Source organism: Pseudomonas sp. ADPe, from assembly GCF_014843515.1.
Lineage (GTDB): Bacteria > Pseudomonadota > Gammaproteobacteria > Pseudomonadales > Pseudomonadaceae > Pseudomonas > Pseudomonas citronellolis.
On the sequence record NZ_CP062122.1, the window covers coordinates 796,928 to 813,604 of the forward strand.

Here is a 16,677-nt window from a genome sequence, read left to right on the forward strand (position 1 = left end):
AACGAACCCAGGAGTCACTGGAAACCAGCGCACATCCAGACAAGCTCCACAGGCTCCCCGCTTCGCGTACCACAACGCCCTTCAGGTCCCAGGGCGTATGTAGTAACCGACCGCCACAGCGTATCGCCCTACTTGGCGAAGCAGGGTGCTCTTCTGCTCAAGGCGATTGCTCGCAGGGTTGCGCCACAGATAGCTCACCTCTGCATATCCACCACCCTTCTTCAGCGCATCGAGCATCTGTATACCGATCCGCTTTTGGTCGGCGGACTGCAAAGCACGGAATTCAGTACCAACCAAGCGCAGGTTGTAACCGTGGGCGCTGAACTTCAGAGTATCCAGGTCGACGATGAAGACATACAGATCATCACGGATAAACTCCATGTCCAGGCTGTTGACCTGCTCGATCACCTTCGCGGGGTTGACTGCTATCGCGGCACTCGCGCGCTCCAACAGTTGGATAGCCTCCTGCTTGCTGGAGCGAGGCATGTAATAGCCGACCGCGAAGATCCGCTCACCAACACGCCTGAAAAACACTCGCTTGCGCTCGGTCTTGCCATCAACCCAGTTCACCCAGTGGTAATCGGCGCTATGGGTTTCACCATCCTCTGGCAACGCCAACGCCGCCTTGAAGGACTTGTTCAATTCAGCGTCAAGCACGCCACCGATATTGCGCCCCACCAGGTTCGCCGACGGCCCTCCGCTGGCCAACATCACGCCGCTAGTGTCGACGACATAAACATAGAATTCGCCATCGACGAACTCTCCCTGACGACTGAAGGCAGCAAAAGCAGCCTCCCCCTTTTCCCGGTAGTAGGCAACAGCTCGGTCCAACAGACGATTAGCCTGCATAGCCTCCGCCGCATAATTTCCTTCGTCTTGGGCCTGGGCGCTGGACAGGCAAAGCACACCGAGCAGCAGTAGCAATACATGGCGAAAAATAGACAACTTGGAGGCCTCGGTGTCAGCAATAGTCATTGGCTCGAAGCCTTCCGATTACAGGGTACGTCCAATGATTTCTTTCATGATTTCAGAGGTGCCGCCATAGATGCGTGCAACTCGTGCATCCACCCAGGCGCGACTGACCTTGTATTCGCTCATGAAGCCGTAGCCACCGTGCAGTTGAAGGAATTCGTCGAGCAACTTGCCCTGCATCTCCGAACCGAGCAACTTGGCCATGGCGGCGACATCCGCCGGTAGTTCACCACGCATAACCTTGGCTAGGCAGTCGTCGACGAAAACCCGCAACATGGTCGCCTGCGCCTTGGCCTCGGCTAGCTTGAAACGGGTGTTCTGGAAATCCAGTACCGGCTTACCAAATACCTTACGATCGCGGGTGTATTCGATGGTTTCTTCCAGTAGGGTATGGATTGACTGCGCCGCACGGATGGCGATGATCAGACGCTCCCAGGCCAACTGGTGGGTCAGATACTTGAAGCCCTGCCCCTCCTCACCCAGGCGGTTGCTAGCCGGTACCCGCACCTCGTCGAAGAACAGCTCGGCGGTATCCTGGCCCTTGAGGCCTATCTTCTCCAGCAAGCGCCCCTTGGAGAAGCCCTTGCGCTCTTCCTCGATACAGATCAGCGTCAGTTCCTTGGCCGCCGGGTCGAGCTTGGTGGCGGTGACTACCAGTCCGGCATTACCGCCATTGGTGATGAAGGTCTTCTGTCCGGAAACGATGTAGTCGCCACCGTCGCGGCGTGCCAGAGTGCGCATCGAGCGCAGGTCGCTGCCGATGCCAGGTTCGCTCATGGCTATCACGCCAATCAGCTCGCCACTGACCATCCGTGGCAGCCACTTCTGCTTCTGCTCTTCGCTGCCATAGGCGACGATGTAGGGTGCGACTATCTCCGAGTGAGTGGTGAAGCCCACGGCAGTCGCATTGGCCCTGGCCAACTCTTCGATCATCACAGCGGAGTGGCCGAAATCGCCACCGGAGCCGCCATATTCTTCCGGCACGGTGGAGCACAGCAGCCCGGTCTCGCCCGCCTTCAGCCAGATCTCCTTGGGCACGATGCCGTTCTTTTCCCACTCATGCAGGTGAGGCACGATCTCGCGATCGACGAAACGTCGCGCCTGCTCGCGGAACAAGTTGTGGTCTTCACGGAAAACACCACGCATAACTATCACTCCAGTTCAGTCGGTCTTCTCAACGGTCCAGATAATCCGGCTTGCGCTTGTCCAAGAAGGCGGAGACCGCTTCCTGATGGTCTTCCGTGTGGTGGGCCAGCGACTGGTAAGCGGCGGACAACTCCAGCAGCGAATCGAGGCGCATGTGCTGGCCCTCTCGCAGCAATCGCTTGCACAGGCGCAGGGCATGCCCCGGATTCACAGAGATGCGCTGTGCCAGCGACCGGGCCTCGGCCTGGAGCGTCTCGTGGGTGCAGACTTGCTCCACCAACCCCCACTCCAGAGCCTTGGCGGCATTGACGGTGTCACCGGTGAAAGCCATCAGACTTGCCTTGGGGATGCCGATGATGCGTGGCAGCAACCAAGCCCCCCCATCGCCCGGTACAATCCCCAGTCGGACAAAACTTTCCGCGAACAGTGCCGAAGTCGACGCCAGGCGAATATCACACATGCAAGCCAGGTCCAGTCCGGCGCCAATCGCCGGGCCGTTGATAGCGGCAATCACCGGAATATCCAGCTCGTACAACGCCAGCGGGATGCGCTGGATACCATCACGATAGGTATTACGCAGTTCGTAAGGGGACCCGGCGAATATCCCCTCGCGACTGCGCATGTCCTTGACGTTGCCGCCGGCGCAGAAGGCGCTGCCGTTGCCGGTCAGTACCATAACCCGCGCCGAGTGATCCCGACGCAGTTCGGCGCAAAGGTCGACGAACTCCTGGATTTGCTCCGGCGAGGTCAGCGCGTTGCGGGTTTCCGGGTGGTTCATGCGCACGGTGACGATGGCGCCGTCCCGCTCGATCTGCAGAAAGGGATTCATGCTGTATGTCCCCCGAGTCCAGGTAGAGATTGGGTTGCGTGCCCTGTAAGCAACGGCCAGTAGCCTTGGCCACCAGCGGCGCAGGCCAGTTGGCCGATACGCTGGCTCCACAGGCTGGCCGAACCAAACTCGCTACGCCAGGCCCACAGGCGACGCGACAGCAGGTGCAGCGAATACTCCTGGGTAAAGCCGATGGCGCCGTGCACAGAATGGGCGATACTGGCGCCGACGCTGGCTGCCTCGGCGGTACTGACCTTTGCAACAGCAATACTGAGGGCGGCCAGGTCAGTGTCCGATTCGACGAAGGCAGCCTCCGCAGCGACACCAGCGGCCGCCGCCTGCTCGGCGAATACCGCGAGCTGTTGCTGGATAGCCTGGAAGGCGCCGATCGGGCGGCCAAACTGGTTGCGCTCGCAGGCGTAGTCAGAGGTCATGTCCAGCAGCGCTCGCAAGGCCCCGGCGATCTGTGCGGAACGCAGCAACGCCCCCCCCAACAAAAGAACATCACCCGGCATCCCCGCCGGCAGGGGTGCACTGGCGAGCACCGGAGCCGAGCTGAAGCGCAGGCCATCGCGTGGCTCTCCAGCCACGTTCAGGGCCAGGATCTGTTCAGCCGCCGCGGCACGGTCCAACAGGACTACACGTGGACCATCAGCGGTATCGGCAACGGCCACCACCGCATCGACATACCGCCCCCAAGGCACGTCATGCACGGAGCCATCCACCTTGTCGCGCCGCAGGCTGAGTTGAACGCTGGCGCCAAAGCTGAGGACGCCACTATGTCCTTCGAGCCCGGCCTTGCCAAGCAACCAGTTGGCCAGCAGCGCTTCACCCAGGGGCACTGGCGCAGCAAAACGGCCGGCGGCGCGAGCCAGCACATAGAGATCAGCCCACCCCGCCTCGCCCCCACCCAGGGCTTCAGGTACGGCAGCCAGTGTGAAACCAGAGTCCTCCAGGACGCTCCAGAGTTCTGCTGGCCACGCACCACCTTCGCAGCCGAGCACGTATTCCGACGTGGCCAGATTGCCGAGCAGGCGCTCAATGGTCGATTCAAATAGTTCTCGCATGATTATCGCAACCCCAGGCCACGCGCGATGATGCCGCGCAGGATTTCGCGAGTACCACCGCGCAGAGAGAAGGAAGGTGCCATCTGCATCAGATAGGCCAGGACCCGGGCGTGTTCGCTGCCACCAACTAGGCGAGGCTCGGCCTCGACCAGCAGTTGGGCGACCTCGGGCAGTTCCTGCTCGAACAGATTGCCCAGATCCTTGACGCAGGAAGCAGCCCAGGTCGGATGCTCGCCGGCAGCCAGTTGCGCGGTGACTGCCAATGACATATTGCGCAAGGTCAGCAGCTTCGCCGTGAGGCGGCCAACCTCGCGGCACTGTAGGGCATCCGGACTGTGGCCGAGTGCATCGATCAGTGTCCTGAACAAGGCCATGCAGCTGAGGAAGCGTTCCGGACCGCTACGCTCGAAAGCCAGCTCGGCGGTGACCTGCTCCCAGCCCTTGCCTTCGGTACCGATCAGCGCATCCGCATCGAGCTGAACGTTGTCGAAGAACACCTCGTTGAAATGCTCGCCACCGGCCAGGTCTCGGATGGGACGGATGATGATCCCCGGCAGGCTGAGGTCGACGATGAACTGCGACATACCCTCATGGCGCGCCGCCTGCTTCTCGCCGGTACGCACCAGGGCGATCATGAAATGCGAGTGCTGGGCGTTTGTGGTCCACACCTTCTGTCCGTTGAGCAACCAACCACCGTCATTGCGACGAGCGGAGGTCTTGATCGAAGCTAGGTCGGAACCTGAGTTCGGCTCGCTCATACCAATGCAGAAATAGCTTTCGCCGCGGCAGATCGACGGAAGGTAACGGTCTTTCTGCGCCTCGCTGCCGAAACGGTTTATCAGCGGGCCGCTCTGCCGGTCAGCAATCCAGTGCGCCGACACCGGTGCACCGGAGGCCAGCAACTCCTCAATGATTACGTAGCGAGAGAAAGGACCGGCTTCAATGCCGCCATAGCGCTTCGGCAACGCCATGCCGACCCAGCCCCGGGCGCCGAGCTGGCGACTGAACCCCGCATCGAACCCCATCCAGGATTGCGCCCGGGCGGTCGCCGGATACTCGGCAAGATAGTCCTGGAGAAATGTCCGCACCTCGTGGCGGAGCAACTCCGCTTCGTGGGGAATCCTGCTGTAAGTGAATTGAGCGATAGACATGCGAACTCTCGAAATGGGGCACAAGGCCAATCACTGACAGGTGAGCCGAAACCCGCCAGCCCTCCCCGACATTAAGGGAGAGGGCTGGTAGGCGCCTTATCAGAGAGCAGTGCCGGCGTCTGCCTTCGCAAACATCGCATTGATGTCGCCAGAAGTGACCGGCTTGCCATCGGCACGCCCGTGGTCGGCGCCACCAAGGCCCAGCGCCGGCTCGGTTTTCACGTGCGCAGCTTGGGCGCGCAAGGCGCCGACCGTGCAGTTCTCGCGACCGAGAATCGCGAACGGGTCGTAGGAGAACTCGCGCATGGCGTTGAGGTGGGTGACCTTGTCGATGGTCTCCTTGGGCAAGTGCCTCAGGCCTTCCCAGGCCGTTTCCGGCGAGTTCGGCCAGGTGCAGTCGGAGTGCGGGTAGTCGCTTTCCCAGGTCACCATCTCTTCGTTCATGAACTTCAGGTTCTGCAGCCCGAAGTTATCCTCGATGAAGCAGGTGATGAAATGCTTCTTGAAGATGTCGCTAGGCATCTGTCCACCGAAGTTGGAATTGGTCCAAGCGTTGTGATGGCGATGGGTGAAGTCGGCGCGTTCCAGCAAGTAGGGAATCCAGCCGATGCTGCCTTCGGACAGGGCCATACGTAGGCTCGGGAATTTCTTCCACATCGGCGCCCAAATCCAGTCGGCCGCCGAGTTGGCGATGGAGATCGGCATAGAGGTGATCCAGGCGTCGATCGGAGACAGGTCGGAGGCGTGCTCGGCCTTGACGCCGGTACCGATGTGGCAGCAGATCACCACGTTGTGGTCGGCGCAGGCTTTCCATAGCGGGTCCCAGTAGTCACTGTGGATCGACGGGAAGCCGTGAATCGCCGGGTTGTCGGATAGCGAGAGGGCATGCACGCCTTGCTTGGCCAAGCGCGCAACCTCCGCGGCTGCGGCCTGCATGTCCCACCAGGGCACCAGCATCAGCGGGATGAAACGTCCCGGCGCGGCATTGCACCAATCGTGCAGGTGCCAGTCGTTGTAGGCCTGGATGGCCGCCAGGGACACGGCGCGGTCCGAGTGGTTCTGGAAGCGCTGGCCGGCGAAGCCAGGAAAGGTCGGGAAGCAGAGTGAGCCGAGTACGCCATTGGCGTTCATGTCGTCCACACGATCACTGATGTTCCAGGTGCCGCGGCGCATCTGCTCATAGCCCAGCGGCTCCATGCCGTACTCCTCCTTGGGCCGCCCGACCACCGAGTTGAGGCCCATATAACCGGTGGCCTGCTCCTCGAAGACCCACACATCGCGCTCTCCGCGCTTGACAACGTGGGGCTCGCGCCCCTTGAAGCGGGCCGGCATGTGACGTGCAAAGGCATTCGGCGGCTCGATCGCGTGGTCATCAACGCTGACGAGAATCAGATCTTCAATCTTCATTGTTGTTTTCCCCTTGGCTTACGGGTTCCTGATGTGTTTCCGATCATAGAGCACGACCGAGATAAATTAAACACTTTTTTTAAATATGTTCAACTACATGTTCTATCAGGAACACATCGAGCACGCCCCGCAAAGGCCAGGGCCACGTGGCTCAATCCCAGATCACATGTAGGTGATGGGGGCCACGCAGTTGCGCTCCGATAATTTGTGGGGCCGGTTTGCCGACATCGAGGCGAATATTGGGCATCAGGTCGAGGACGGCATTAAGCGCGCAGTTGATTTCTGTTTTGGCGACGAACTGACCAATGCACATATGCGGACCGAAACCGAAACCGAACGACGGCCTGGACTTGCGGTCGATGTTGAAGCTGTCGGCCTGCTCGAACGCGTCCTCGTCACGGTTGGCCGAGCTGACAATGCACGAGACCATGGCCCCCTTGGGAATGGCCACGCCACGAATCTCGACGTCCTTGGCCGCCTGGCGCACCTTGAAAGTGGCCACCGGCTCGTAGCGCACCGTTTCGTCGATGACTCTGGGCACTAGGCTGCGGTCCTCACGGATACGCGCCAGTAGCTCCGGCCGCTCCAGCAGCAGTGCCATCAAGGTGCCAAAGGTACGAGTGGTAGTCTCGCTCGCCGCCGGGAGCAGCGAACGGACAAAGGTGGTGATCTCATGATCATCAAGTGAGCGCCCCTCGTACTCGGCCCGAATCAGACGGCTGATCAGGTCATCGCCCGCAGCGCCTTCGGCACGACGTTGCGCTACTACCACCTTGACCACGTCATAGAGAGCCTGGGCGGCCTCCATCGCCGCGCCACGTGCGGCGGCAGCCCTCTCGGGATCAACCTGCGGACCAGCCAGGATAGCCAGCGCCCAGGCGGCATACTGCTCTATCTCCTCGGGACGGTCCTCGGGGAAGCCGATCAGCGAGTAGATCACGCGAATGGGGAAGTACAGGGCGAATTCCATGAGATCCGCACGCTTGCTAGCAACCATGGGCTTCAGATACTCATCGCGGATAACCCGATCGATCTTGGATTCCTTCCAGCGATTGACTGTCTCGGGCATGAACACCGGCTGCAGCAGGCTGCGGATGTTCTTGTGCGCGAGTCCATCCATGGCGGTGAGGATCAGGCCATCGAAGAACGACCCCAGCCCCTCGGCGATGAAGCCACTGGTGAAATTCGTGGCATCGCGCATCACCGCCATGACATCGTCGTACTTGAACAGCGTGAAAACCGGACGGTCAGGATCAAGTCCGGCAATCGACGGCACACCCAGGCGCGCCATGAAGTTCTCCGGGAGAACCGGGGATTTCTCGCGCATCTCACGATATACCGCGTGCAGATCGATATCGGCACCTCGGTAGTTGCTCGCGACATTGGCGAAGACTTGCTCCAAGTTGCTTTGGGCCGGGGCGGACATGGACATCTCCTTTCTTGTTGTACGTAGCCGGTATGCGTGGCCCCGTGAGGGACACGCCCTATCGGGCATATTAGGCACGCTATGCATAAATCTGAACGATTTTTTACATTTTGCCCAAAATCAAGAAAAGAAATGCCCAGCCAAGGCGTATGAACAATGCGTTCAATAAGCTTGCTGGACGTAAGTCATACGACCACCGGCTAGCATCAGGGCACAATAGAGGTTGATTTCCGTCACCTGAGCCGGACTGAAGAATTCGGCCATTCGTGCGTAGTGCTCGTCGTCGATGGCCATGTAGTCACCCGCGAACAGTTCGGCAAAACGCAGAGCAGCCCGCTCGGCAGGAGTGAAGCGCTCACTGTCGGTCGCCAAGCAGGCAATATCGTCCTCGCTGACCTCATCGGACTTGCGCGCCAACTGGCATGCCTGGCAGGTGGTGATACTGGCGATCTTCAGCCGCAACAGCTCGCGCAAGCGCTCGTCCAGCAAGCTGTCCCGATAGAAGCCGGCCATCAGCTCCAGCCAGGCCAGGGCCAGGCCAGGGCGATGCGCCCAGACCTGGATCGGCCTTGTCGAACTGAGCATGCGGGTTTCCTGCCCCCACACGATGGCCTCGCGCAGCTCGGCCGGCATATCCTCCAGCGGTACCATGGAAATTCGCGCTATGCCTGCAGCCCTCTCCATCTGTTCAACCAAGGCGCTCGATGATGGTTGCGGTCCCCATGCCTCCGGCACAGCAAATCGCCTGCAGCCCATAACGGGCACCGCGCCGCTCCAACTCGTTCAGCAGCGTGGTCATCAGCCGTGCGCCACTAGCGCCAAGCGGGTGGCCCAGGGCGATGGCACCACCGTTGACATTGAGTCGCTCGTGCGAGACACCGGTTTCATGCATCCAGGCTAGCGGTACCGAAGCGAAGGCCTCGTTGACCTCGAACAAATCGATATCACTGATGCCCAGGCCAGCTTTCTGCAGCACCTTGTAGGTGGCAGCGATCGGGCCAGTAAGCATCAGCGTCGGGTCAGCCCCCACCGTGGTGAACGCACGAATCCGAGCCCGAGGCTTCAATCCCAGACGCTGAGCAGTTTCCACCGACATCAACAGCAGTGCTGCCGCACCATCGGAAATCTGTGAAGAGTTTCCGGCGGTGATGCGGCCGCCCTCAGGGCGGAAACTGGTCTTCAAGGTCGACAACTTACCCCGGGACGTGTCACGACGAATGGTCTCGTCCGCCCGCAGCGGTGCTACAGGTTCGCTAAACCCATGCTCGCGCAAACCCTCGACCGGTACTTCGACGATTTCATTAGCGAAATACCCGGAATCAGCCGCAGCGGCCGCCCGGCTATGGCTGACGAAGGCGTAGTCGTCCAGTTCGTCACGGCTGAGCGACCACTTGTCGGCAATACGCTCGGCGGCCTCACCCTGACTGGTCAGCTCATAACGCTCGGCAGCCATCCAACCAAAAGCTTCGCCGTGGATCTCGCGGTTGCTCCCCATCGGTACACGGCTCATGTTCTCCGCCCCGCCGGCAACCACGATGTCAACGCCCCCGGCGGCAATGGCGCCAGCGGCGACATGCACCGCCACCTCTCCCGACCCGCACTTGCGGTCGATGGTCAGCCCAGGGATATCCACCGGCCAGCCGGCACCAAGTAACGCGGTTCGGGCAATGTTGGCCGACTGTTCGCCGATCTGGGTGACGCAGCCGAGTATCACGTCATCAACCTGCGCTGGCGACAGGCCTACGCGCTCCAGCAGCTTGCCAATCACCAGTGCTCCCAGGTGATCGGCACGCACACCGGCCAAACCACCGCGGAAACGGCCAATCGGCGTACGTACTGCATCGACGATCACTATGTCTTTCATAGTGCACTCGCCTTGAGGCCGGAGCCCGGCACCCGCGTGCCCTCTTCATAGCGATAGACGCCATGCCCGGTCTTGCGGCCGAAGCGCCCGGCGGCGACCATCTTGATAATCAGAGGGCACGGCCGGAACTTCTCGCCCAAGGTCTGATGCAGGTAGCGCAAGACAGACAATCGGGTATCCCAGCCGGTCAGGTCACCCAGCTCCAAAGGCCCCATGGGGTGATTGAAACCCAGACGCAGAGCCGTGTCGATATCCTCAGCACTGGCCGTACCCTCCTGGAGCATGTACATCGCCTCGTTGCCGAGCAATGCGGACATCCGGCTGGTGGTCAGGCCAGGCGACTCGTTGACAACGATCGAGGTCTTACCCATTGCACCGCACAGCTCACGAGTACGCACCAGCGCCTCGTCACTGGTCGCCAGACCGCGAACCAGCTCCACCAGCTTCATCTTGTGCACCGGATTGAAGAAATGCATGCCGATGACCCGCTCGGGGCTGGCTAGGGCGGCGGCGATCTCGGTCACACTCAGCGCCGAGGTATTGGTGGCGATGATTGCGCCGGGGGCGAGCAGCGGCTCGGCCTGGGCAACCACCGCCCTCTTCACATCCAGTCGCTCGGAAACCGTTTCCACCAGCCAATCGGCCCCCTGCGCGGCCTCGGCCAGGTCGCCGCTGGTGGACAGGCGCGCCAAGGATGCCTGCGCCGACTCAGCGGAGACTTTGCCAAGCGATACACCATCCTCGAGGATCTTGCCGATATTGCCCCTGGCGCGGGACAACGACTCAGGGTTGGTATCCACCAGCACGGTGGGATAGCCGGAACTGGCGAACCCGTGCGCAATACCGGTCCCCATCAGACCAGCCCCCACTACCACGATCTTTTCTTGTTTATCAGTGCTCATGCTTCGCTCTCGATTCAGTCGCGGGACTTCTTGCCCACTACGTTGCACAATGTGCCTATGCCCTCGATGGTTGCCTCGACGACATCCCCGGGATTGAGGAATCGGCCAGTTCCCATGCCGACACCGGCCGGCGAACCGGTGAACAGCACGTCACCACAGGCAAAGCTGGATCGCTGCTGGACGAAACGAATCAGCTGGCCGACATCCCAGGTCATCTCCGCGGTCGAGCCGTCTTGTCGAATCTCGCCGTTGACCTTAAGGATTAGGCGCAGCTCAGGTGAGCCGACTGGAAACTCGTCCTTGGTGACGATCCAGGGCCCAAGCCCGGTGGTACAGTCCTGACTCTTGGCCGCAAACAGGTCCATGCCGATACCCGCCGGACCACTGCGCTGCAGGTCCCGTGCGCTGACGTCGTTGCCAACGGTGTAGCCCAGAACGCTGGCCAGCGGGTCATCCAGGTCTATCTCGGAATTACCGATCACCGCCACCAATTCGACCTCGTGGTCTAGCTCCTCGGTCAGGGGTGGATAGCGAATCGGGTCTTTCGCGCCGATCAGCGCACCGTAGGCTTTGAGGAAGGCCACCGGCTGTGGAGGGCTGGCGAGGCCGAAGTCATCAGCCAGGTGCTTGGCATAGTTTGCACCCGCCACCACCACCCGGTTGACCGGTTCGATCGGAGGTAGGAGGCACATCTTAGACAGCGGTAGCGACGGTCCAGAAAGGCGCAGGGCACTGATACCTGCCCCCCTGGCCAATGCGGGGGCCCACTGGGAAAATTCCCCATCGATGGCATGGACCTCGTCGCGCTCAGGGTCAACGACAGCCCAGAAGGGCCCCGTTTGGAAATAGGAACAGCGCGCCAGCTTCATCAGGCACCCACCTTGCCCAATTTGGTCGGATCCAGGTGCAGGAGATCACAGGCGTTTTTCCAGCGGATCTTCTGCAGATCCTCGTCGGATAGGCGCAGCCCTTCCGTCAGGTCATGGCGCACCGCATCACTGCCGCCGAAGTTGGAGCCGTACACCACTCGATCAGCACCAATGACGTCCAGCATGGCCTGACGCATGGGGAGCTCGTGCAACTCCACGTCGAAATAGAAGTTGGACAGATAATCCAGGAATGGCTTCTTGTTGTGATAGACGTCGAGATTGGGGTTGGTCTGCGCCATGCGCCCCAACTGATAGGGCACGAAGCCACCACCATGAGTGATGTAGACCTTCAGGTTCGGGAAGCGATCCAGCACACCGCCATTGATCAGGTACCAGAAGCACTTGGTTTCGTCATAGTTCATACCCACGATCGCGGTCGTCTCATAGCGATCGGTATTGGCGTCCTTACCCCAGGTTACGGACTGGTTGTAGCCATGCACGAAAATCGGCAGGTCGAGGTCGCACAGTGTCTCCCACACGGGATCCAGCTCGGGTGAGTCGTATTCCAGCCCGCCAAAGTTGGAACCACCGGCAACCAGGCCCTTGGCGCCCAGTACGGTGCAGGCACGACGGATTTCCTTGGCCGCCTCGTGCGGTACATTCAGTGGCGCGTGTGCCCAGAACATCAAGCGATTGGGCGCTGCAGAGCAGTAGCTCGCCAGCGCATCATTGACCCGGCGAGCAAAGGGCACGGCGAACTCGGCTTCCGTCCAGTACATGTAGCAATGGCTCGGCACCGAGAGCACCTGGGCAGCCTGACCCGCCGCATCCATCGCAGCGAGGCGATGGCTCGGGTCACGCCATTTCGCCATGTATTCCGCCACGTTCAGCGTTTCGCCACGAGCATGCGCCTCGCGCAGCGCCTTCTTACGCTCCGGAGCACCCAGGGTCAGTATCCAGTCTCCCACTCGCAGCTTGATGTCGCCATCGGGTTGCAGCTCGAAGGCCGGTCCCCAGTAGGGATGCTGGTCGTAGTAGTCGGGATGGGGCGCGTGGGCGTGAAGATCGATGAGCATAGTCTGGATACCTCAGAGTGGCATTTTTTGTGTTTATGTAGCGCAACGCTCGTGGCGTACCCGGCCTAGCCGGGTACACATCACTCAACATGCGCGTCAGGCCCGCTTTCATGGTGAAGCATAATTTTAAATTGATCATAAATCAAAAAACTGTTCAATTTATTTTTAAGATCACAAGACACAACCCCGACTCCAACCTCTCGAGACGAGCGGTAGCAGAACAGCCCCAGGAGGAATGGGTAAGGAAAAAAAAGGGGGGAGACGAGATCGGATGGGAAGGGTGCGACTGAGTGAGGGCGGGGCTAAAGCAGAGAGGACGGGAGAGAGGAAGGAGCCAGCCACCCCCTAGCAGAGGGTGGCGGCAAGGTCGATCAGCGGCGAGAGCGCGAGGTGGAGCCGACAGTCAAGGCAACGACGAGTTTCCGTACACGTACCGGCAAGAGACGACGACTAACCCCCTCGGGCACGAGCACTTCGCTCAGGACATAGCGAATGATCATTTCGCAGACCAGCTCCCGGTCGATCTTGATGCCTAGCCGGGCATCCCACTCATCGAACACGATCCCCAGCAGATCCTGAAAGCGCACGATGGAATCATGGAATATCCGTCGGAAGAAACCCAGGGCATAGTCAGGCGCCACCACGAGCAAGCGTCGGGCGCGGCTCTGCTCAAGGTAATTATCGAGGTAGGTAATCAGCGCATTCAAACGCGCGTCGGGGTCGGCAATATCCCCCAGCGCCAAGGCCAGCGACTCATGGAAGCTGTCCCGTTTGTGGCGGGAGAAGGTATCCAGCAAGTCCTCCTGGGAGGAGAAGTAGCGATAGAACGTCCCCCGGGACACCCCAGCCACCTGGCAAACATCCAGGATCGATATCCGATCTGCGCCGGAGCGCAGCACCACCTCCTCGGTGGCAGACAGGATATTCGTAACGGTCTCCTCGGAGCGCTTATTGGGCCTTACCTTGCCATTCACCGACGAGGCAACACCATTTTTCTGAACAGGCCTTTTCGTGACGGTAGCAGGCTTCTCCGCAGGACTGGCATTCTTTCTGGCGAGCTTGTCACTCGCGCCCTTGCTCGATCTGGTGGCTTTCGAAGTCATTGACAAGGATTCTCAGCGGCTAAATAAGAGCAACACTACCACAAGATATGGGCAGTATCAGCAAAACCTGTTCAAATTTTAACTGAAGACATCTGTAAAATTTGAATCTAGAATGGCATTCTCTCTTCAAAATAAAATCGCTTGCCCGCACCAGGGCAGGCCCTAAGGAGATCGAGACATGAGCGGCACTGGCCATCCGGACACCTGGTCCATGGGGGAACGAGACACTGTTATCGCAGCGCTTGAACGAGCGGTAGCAAAGCATCCAGACCGAGTCCTATTGGATTTCAGCGGAAAGTTATACACATATTCTGAAGTCGACTCGATTTCCACCCGCATGGCCCATGCGCTCTCGAACCTCGGCGTGCTACCAGGCGAGACCGTGCTGACAATGCTGGACAACAACATCGACGCTGTCGTGTGCTGGCTGGCGATCAACAAGCTGCGTGCAGTTAGCGTTCCGATCAACACCGCGCTCAAAGGCGAGTTCCTCCGTCACCAGATCGCTGACACCGGAACCCATCTGGTCATCTGCGAAGCGGACTACCTGACACGCATCACTCCGCTGGCCGAGCAGCTCACTAACGTCACCCGGATTCTCTGTCGCGGTGACTTCATTGCTCCCAAGAACTGCCGCATTCCTATCGCCGCCTTGGACGAACACCGTGGCAACGACGACACCCCTCTGAGCGTCAAACCGGAAGCTTCCGACCTGGCTTGTCTGATCTATACCTCTGGCACCACCGGCCCCTCAAAGGGCTGCATGATCAGTTACAACTTCATGTGCAATCTGGCGCGCCTACAGCTGCGAGCCGGTCCGGCCAACGAAAACGACGTAACCATCACGCCCCTGCCGCTGTTCCACATGAACGCCCTGTGTGTCAGCATCATCGCCAGCATCCTCGTTGGTGCACGGGCAGCGATCCTACCGCGCTTCTCGGTCTCCAACTTTTGGCAGGAAGTCGAGCGTTCCGGCGCTACTATTGCCTCCATCCTCGGCGGAATGGGTGGCCTGCTAGCTCAGGCCCCTGACAACGAGGCGATGAAACGCTGCTATGGTCAGATCCATACTGCTCGCGGCAACCCCTATACCGAGGAAACCAAGAAAATCTGGCGCGAACGCTTCGGCAGCAAACTGGTCGGCGGAAATGGCTATGGCCTCACCGAGGCTTGCGTAGTCACTTCTCTGGCCGCCGGCGAATACGCAGCGCCCGGCTCGTCCGGCAAACGCATCCCAGACTTCGACGTGCGGATCGTCGATGACAACGACCAAGAACTGCCCGCCAACACTCCCGGCGAAATCGTCGTCCGCCCATTACGTCCGGACATCATGTTCCAGGGCTACTGGAATCGCCCCGCAGATACCCTGAAGCTGATGCGCAACATGTGGTTCCACACCGGCGACGTCGGCAAGTTCGACGACGAAGGCTTCTTCTATTTCGTCGATCGCAAGAAGGATTACCTGCGCCGCCGTGGCGAAAATATCTCCAGCTTCGAGATGGAAGCCGCCTTCGCTGTGCACCCGGCCCTGGCCGAGGTTGCCGTGCATGCCGTGCCGTCCGACAAGGGCGAGGACGACGTCAAGGTGACCGCAGTGCTACATGAAGGGGCCTGCCTGACTCCGGAAGAGCTGTTCCACTGGGCTGTCGAGTCAGTCCCTTATTACGCCCTGCCCCGCTACATCGAGTTCCGCACCAACCTGCCGAAGAACCCCCAGGGCCGCGTGCTGAAGTATGAGCTGCGCGACGAAGGCAAGACAGCCGACACCTGGGACCTGGAAGACACTGATATCAAGATCGCCAAGCGCTGACCCGCCATGCAGCCCCGGCCTCACTTTCTGACTGGCCGGGGCTCGCTATCCTTCCTCGCGATGGAACTAGTGTGCACCTCACCCTGATCTTGCGACCTCGCCCCGTGTTACAGAAGAAAGCGCGGTGGCAATAGCCGCGCTCGATGCCTCCCGTCAGTATTCGCGCACAGGTACGGTGGCCGGTCGGGAATTGTAGCCAGGGAGGTGCAGCCCGCCATCGACATGGAGAGTCTCGCCGGTGACGAAGCGCGACATCTCAGAAGCCAGAAATACCACTACTGGCCCAATATCTTCCTCCGGCTCCCCGCAACGCCCCAACGGGCGTAGAGCGGCGGAACGCTCGGCAAACCCCGGGCTCTCCGCCGCCAGCTTATGGAAGGTTGCCCCCATGGCGGTAGGCGCAATGGCGTTCACGCGGATGTTGAAACGCCCCCACTCCGAGGCCGCACTGCGGGTCAAACCGACGACACCAGCCTTCGCTGCGTTGTAGTCGCCATGCAGCCAAGCACCGACCTCGGTGTCGATGGAGTAGAAGTTGATGATCTTGCCGCCGCCGCGCACGCGCATGTGCGGCAGTGCAGCCTTCATCGACCACCAAGCGGCCCACAAGGTGGAGTCGAGGGTCCGAGCCAGCATCTCGTCGGTCTTCTCCTCCAGTAGCACATTGGGCGTGGGGGCGAACGCATTGTTGACCAGAATATCCAGCCCTCCGAAACGCTCCACTGCCACCTGGATAGCCGCCTCAATATCCACCTTGCTGGTCACGTCGGTTCTGATGAAAACCGCGCGCGCGCCAAGCGCCAGCAACTCGCCCTCCACAGCCTTGCCAGAGGCCTCGTCCAGCTCGGCTATCACTACCGCGGCGCCGGCCTTGGCAAAGCTCAACGCCACGCCGCGACCAATACCGCCACCAGCGCCAGTTACCAGCGCTATCTGCTCTTGCAATAGCTTCATAACGAATTCCTTCTTGTTTTTAGATGAACACTTTTGCGTATACTGTTCAAATATACTTCAATCCGCAAGATCAGGCACCTGCGGAAACCAGCGCAAGGAAA

The 16,677-nt window shown here is 60.3% G+C and carries 15 protein-coding genes; 1 reads left to right on the top strand and 14 read right to left on the bottom strand.

From position 1 onward, the window contains the following. Nucleotides 1-81: 81 nt before the first annotated feature. The 13 genes from IG194_RS03660 to IG194_RS03720 all read right to left on the bottom strand — a co-directional run bounded on the left by IG194_RS03660 (nucleotide 82) and on the right by IG194_RS03720 (nucleotide 13,812). Nucleotides 82-975: a cache domain-containing protein gene (locus IG194_RS03660; protein ID WP_058490375.1), complete on the bottom strand. Its 894-nt coding sequence runs from the start codon at nucleotides 973-975 to the stop codon at nucleotides 82-84. Between the two features lie 18 nt (nucleotides 976-993). Further along, entirely contained in the window at nucleotides 994-2,118 is a 1,125-nt protein-coding gene (locus IG194_RS03665) for an acyl-CoA dehydrogenase family protein (protein ID WP_058490376.1), read from the bottom strand. Nucleotides 2,119-2,146: 28 nt separating this feature from the next. After that, nucleotides 2,147-2,947, bottom strand: a complete 801-nt coding sequence (locus IG194_RS03670; RefSeq protein ID WP_058490377.1) for a crotonase/enoyl-CoA hydratase family protein — start codon at nucleotides 2,945-2,947, stop codon at nucleotides 2,147-2,149. Then, on the bottom strand, nucleotides 2,944-4,014 hold the full coding sequence (locus tag IG194_RS03675; protein ID WP_058490378.1) for an acyl-CoA dehydrogenase family protein: 1,071 nt from the start codon (nucleotides 4,012-4,014) through the stop codon (nucleotides 2,944-2,946). The genes IG194_RS03670 and IG194_RS03675 overlap by 4 nt, the downstream gene beginning before the upstream one ends. Nucleotides 4,015-4,016: 2 nt before the next feature. Continuing rightward, complete coding sequence (locus tag IG194_RS03680; RefSeq protein WP_058490379.1) at nucleotides 4,017-5,165, bottom strand: acyl-CoA dehydrogenase family protein; 1,149 nt, start codon at nucleotides 5,163-5,165, stop codon at nucleotides 4,017-4,019. 99 nt (nucleotides 5,166-5,264) lie between these two features. After that, the gene (locus IG194_RS03685) at nucleotides 5,265-6,572 is read right to left on the bottom strand and encodes an amidohydrolase family protein (protein ID WP_058490380.1); all 1,308 of its coding nucleotides are present in this window, start codon (nucleotides 6,570-6,572) and stop codon (nucleotides 5,265-5,267) included. 151 nt (nucleotides 6,573-6,723) lie between these two features. Then, nucleotides 6,724-7,998: a cytochrome P450 gene (locus IG194_RS03690; protein ID WP_058490381.1), complete on the bottom strand. Its 1,275-nt coding sequence runs from the start codon at nucleotides 7,996-7,998 to the stop codon at nucleotides 6,724-6,726. Nucleotides 7,999-8,160: 162 nt separating this feature from the next. Continuing rightward, entirely contained in the window at nucleotides 8,161-8,631 is a 471-nt protein-coding gene (locus IG194_RS03695) for a carboxymuconolactone decarboxylase family protein (protein ID WP_225617172.1), read from the bottom strand. Nucleotides 8,632-8,686: 55 nt separating this feature from the next. Continuing rightward, nucleotides 8,687-9,862 (bottom strand): thiolase family protein, encoded by a 1,176-nt coding sequence (locus IG194_RS03700; RefSeq protein WP_058490383.1) that lies wholly within the window; start codon nucleotides 9,860-9,862, stop codon nucleotides 8,687-8,689. Next, nucleotides 9,859-10,764 (bottom strand): 3-hydroxyacyl-CoA dehydrogenase, encoded by a 906-nt coding sequence (locus IG194_RS03705; protein WP_058490384.1) that lies wholly within the window; start codon nucleotides 10,762-10,764, stop codon nucleotides 9,859-9,861. Before IG194_RS03705 ends, IG194_RS03700 begins: the two co-directional genes overlap by 4 nt. Before the next feature lie 14 nt (nucleotides 10,765-10,778). Beyond that, complete coding sequence (locus tag IG194_RS03710; protein WP_058490385.1) at nucleotides 10,779-11,633, bottom strand: fumarylacetoacetate hydrolase family protein; 855 nt, start codon at nucleotides 11,631-11,633, stop codon at nucleotides 10,779-10,781. Next, nucleotides 11,633-12,709 (bottom strand): amidohydrolase family protein, encoded by a 1,077-nt coding sequence (locus IG194_RS03715; protein ID WP_058490386.1) that lies wholly within the window; start codon nucleotides 12,707-12,709, stop codon nucleotides 11,633-11,635. Before IG194_RS03715 ends, IG194_RS03710 begins: the two co-directional genes overlap by 1 nt. Nucleotides 12,710-13,080: 371 nt before the next feature. Further along, nucleotides 13,081-13,812 carry a TetR/AcrR family transcriptional regulator gene (locus IG194_RS03720; protein ID WP_058490387.1) on the bottom strand — a complete coding sequence of 244 codons (732 nt, stop codon included), beginning with the start codon at nucleotides 13,810-13,812 and terminating at the stop codon, nucleotides 13,081-13,083. A 178-nt stretch (nucleotides 13,813-13,990) separates the two neighbouring features. Between IG194_RS03720 and IG194_RS03725 the strand changes: the two genes are divergently transcribed. Next, the gene (locus tag IG194_RS03725) at nucleotides 13,991-15,622 is read left to right on the top strand and encodes an ATP-dependent acyl-CoA ligase (RefSeq protein WP_058490392.1); all 1,632 of its coding nucleotides are present in this window, start codon (nucleotides 13,991-13,993) and stop codon (nucleotides 15,620-15,622) included. Nucleotides 15,623-15,775: 153 nt separating this feature from the next. Here IG194_RS03725 and IG194_RS03730 read toward each other — a convergent pair whose 3' ends face one another. Then, nucleotides 15,776-16,576, bottom strand: a complete 801-nt coding sequence (locus IG194_RS03730; RefSeq protein ID WP_058490394.1) for an SDR family NAD(P)-dependent oxidoreductase — start codon at nucleotides 16,574-16,576, stop codon at nucleotides 15,776-15,778. Between the last annotated feature and the right edge of the window lie 101 nt (nucleotides 16,577-16,677).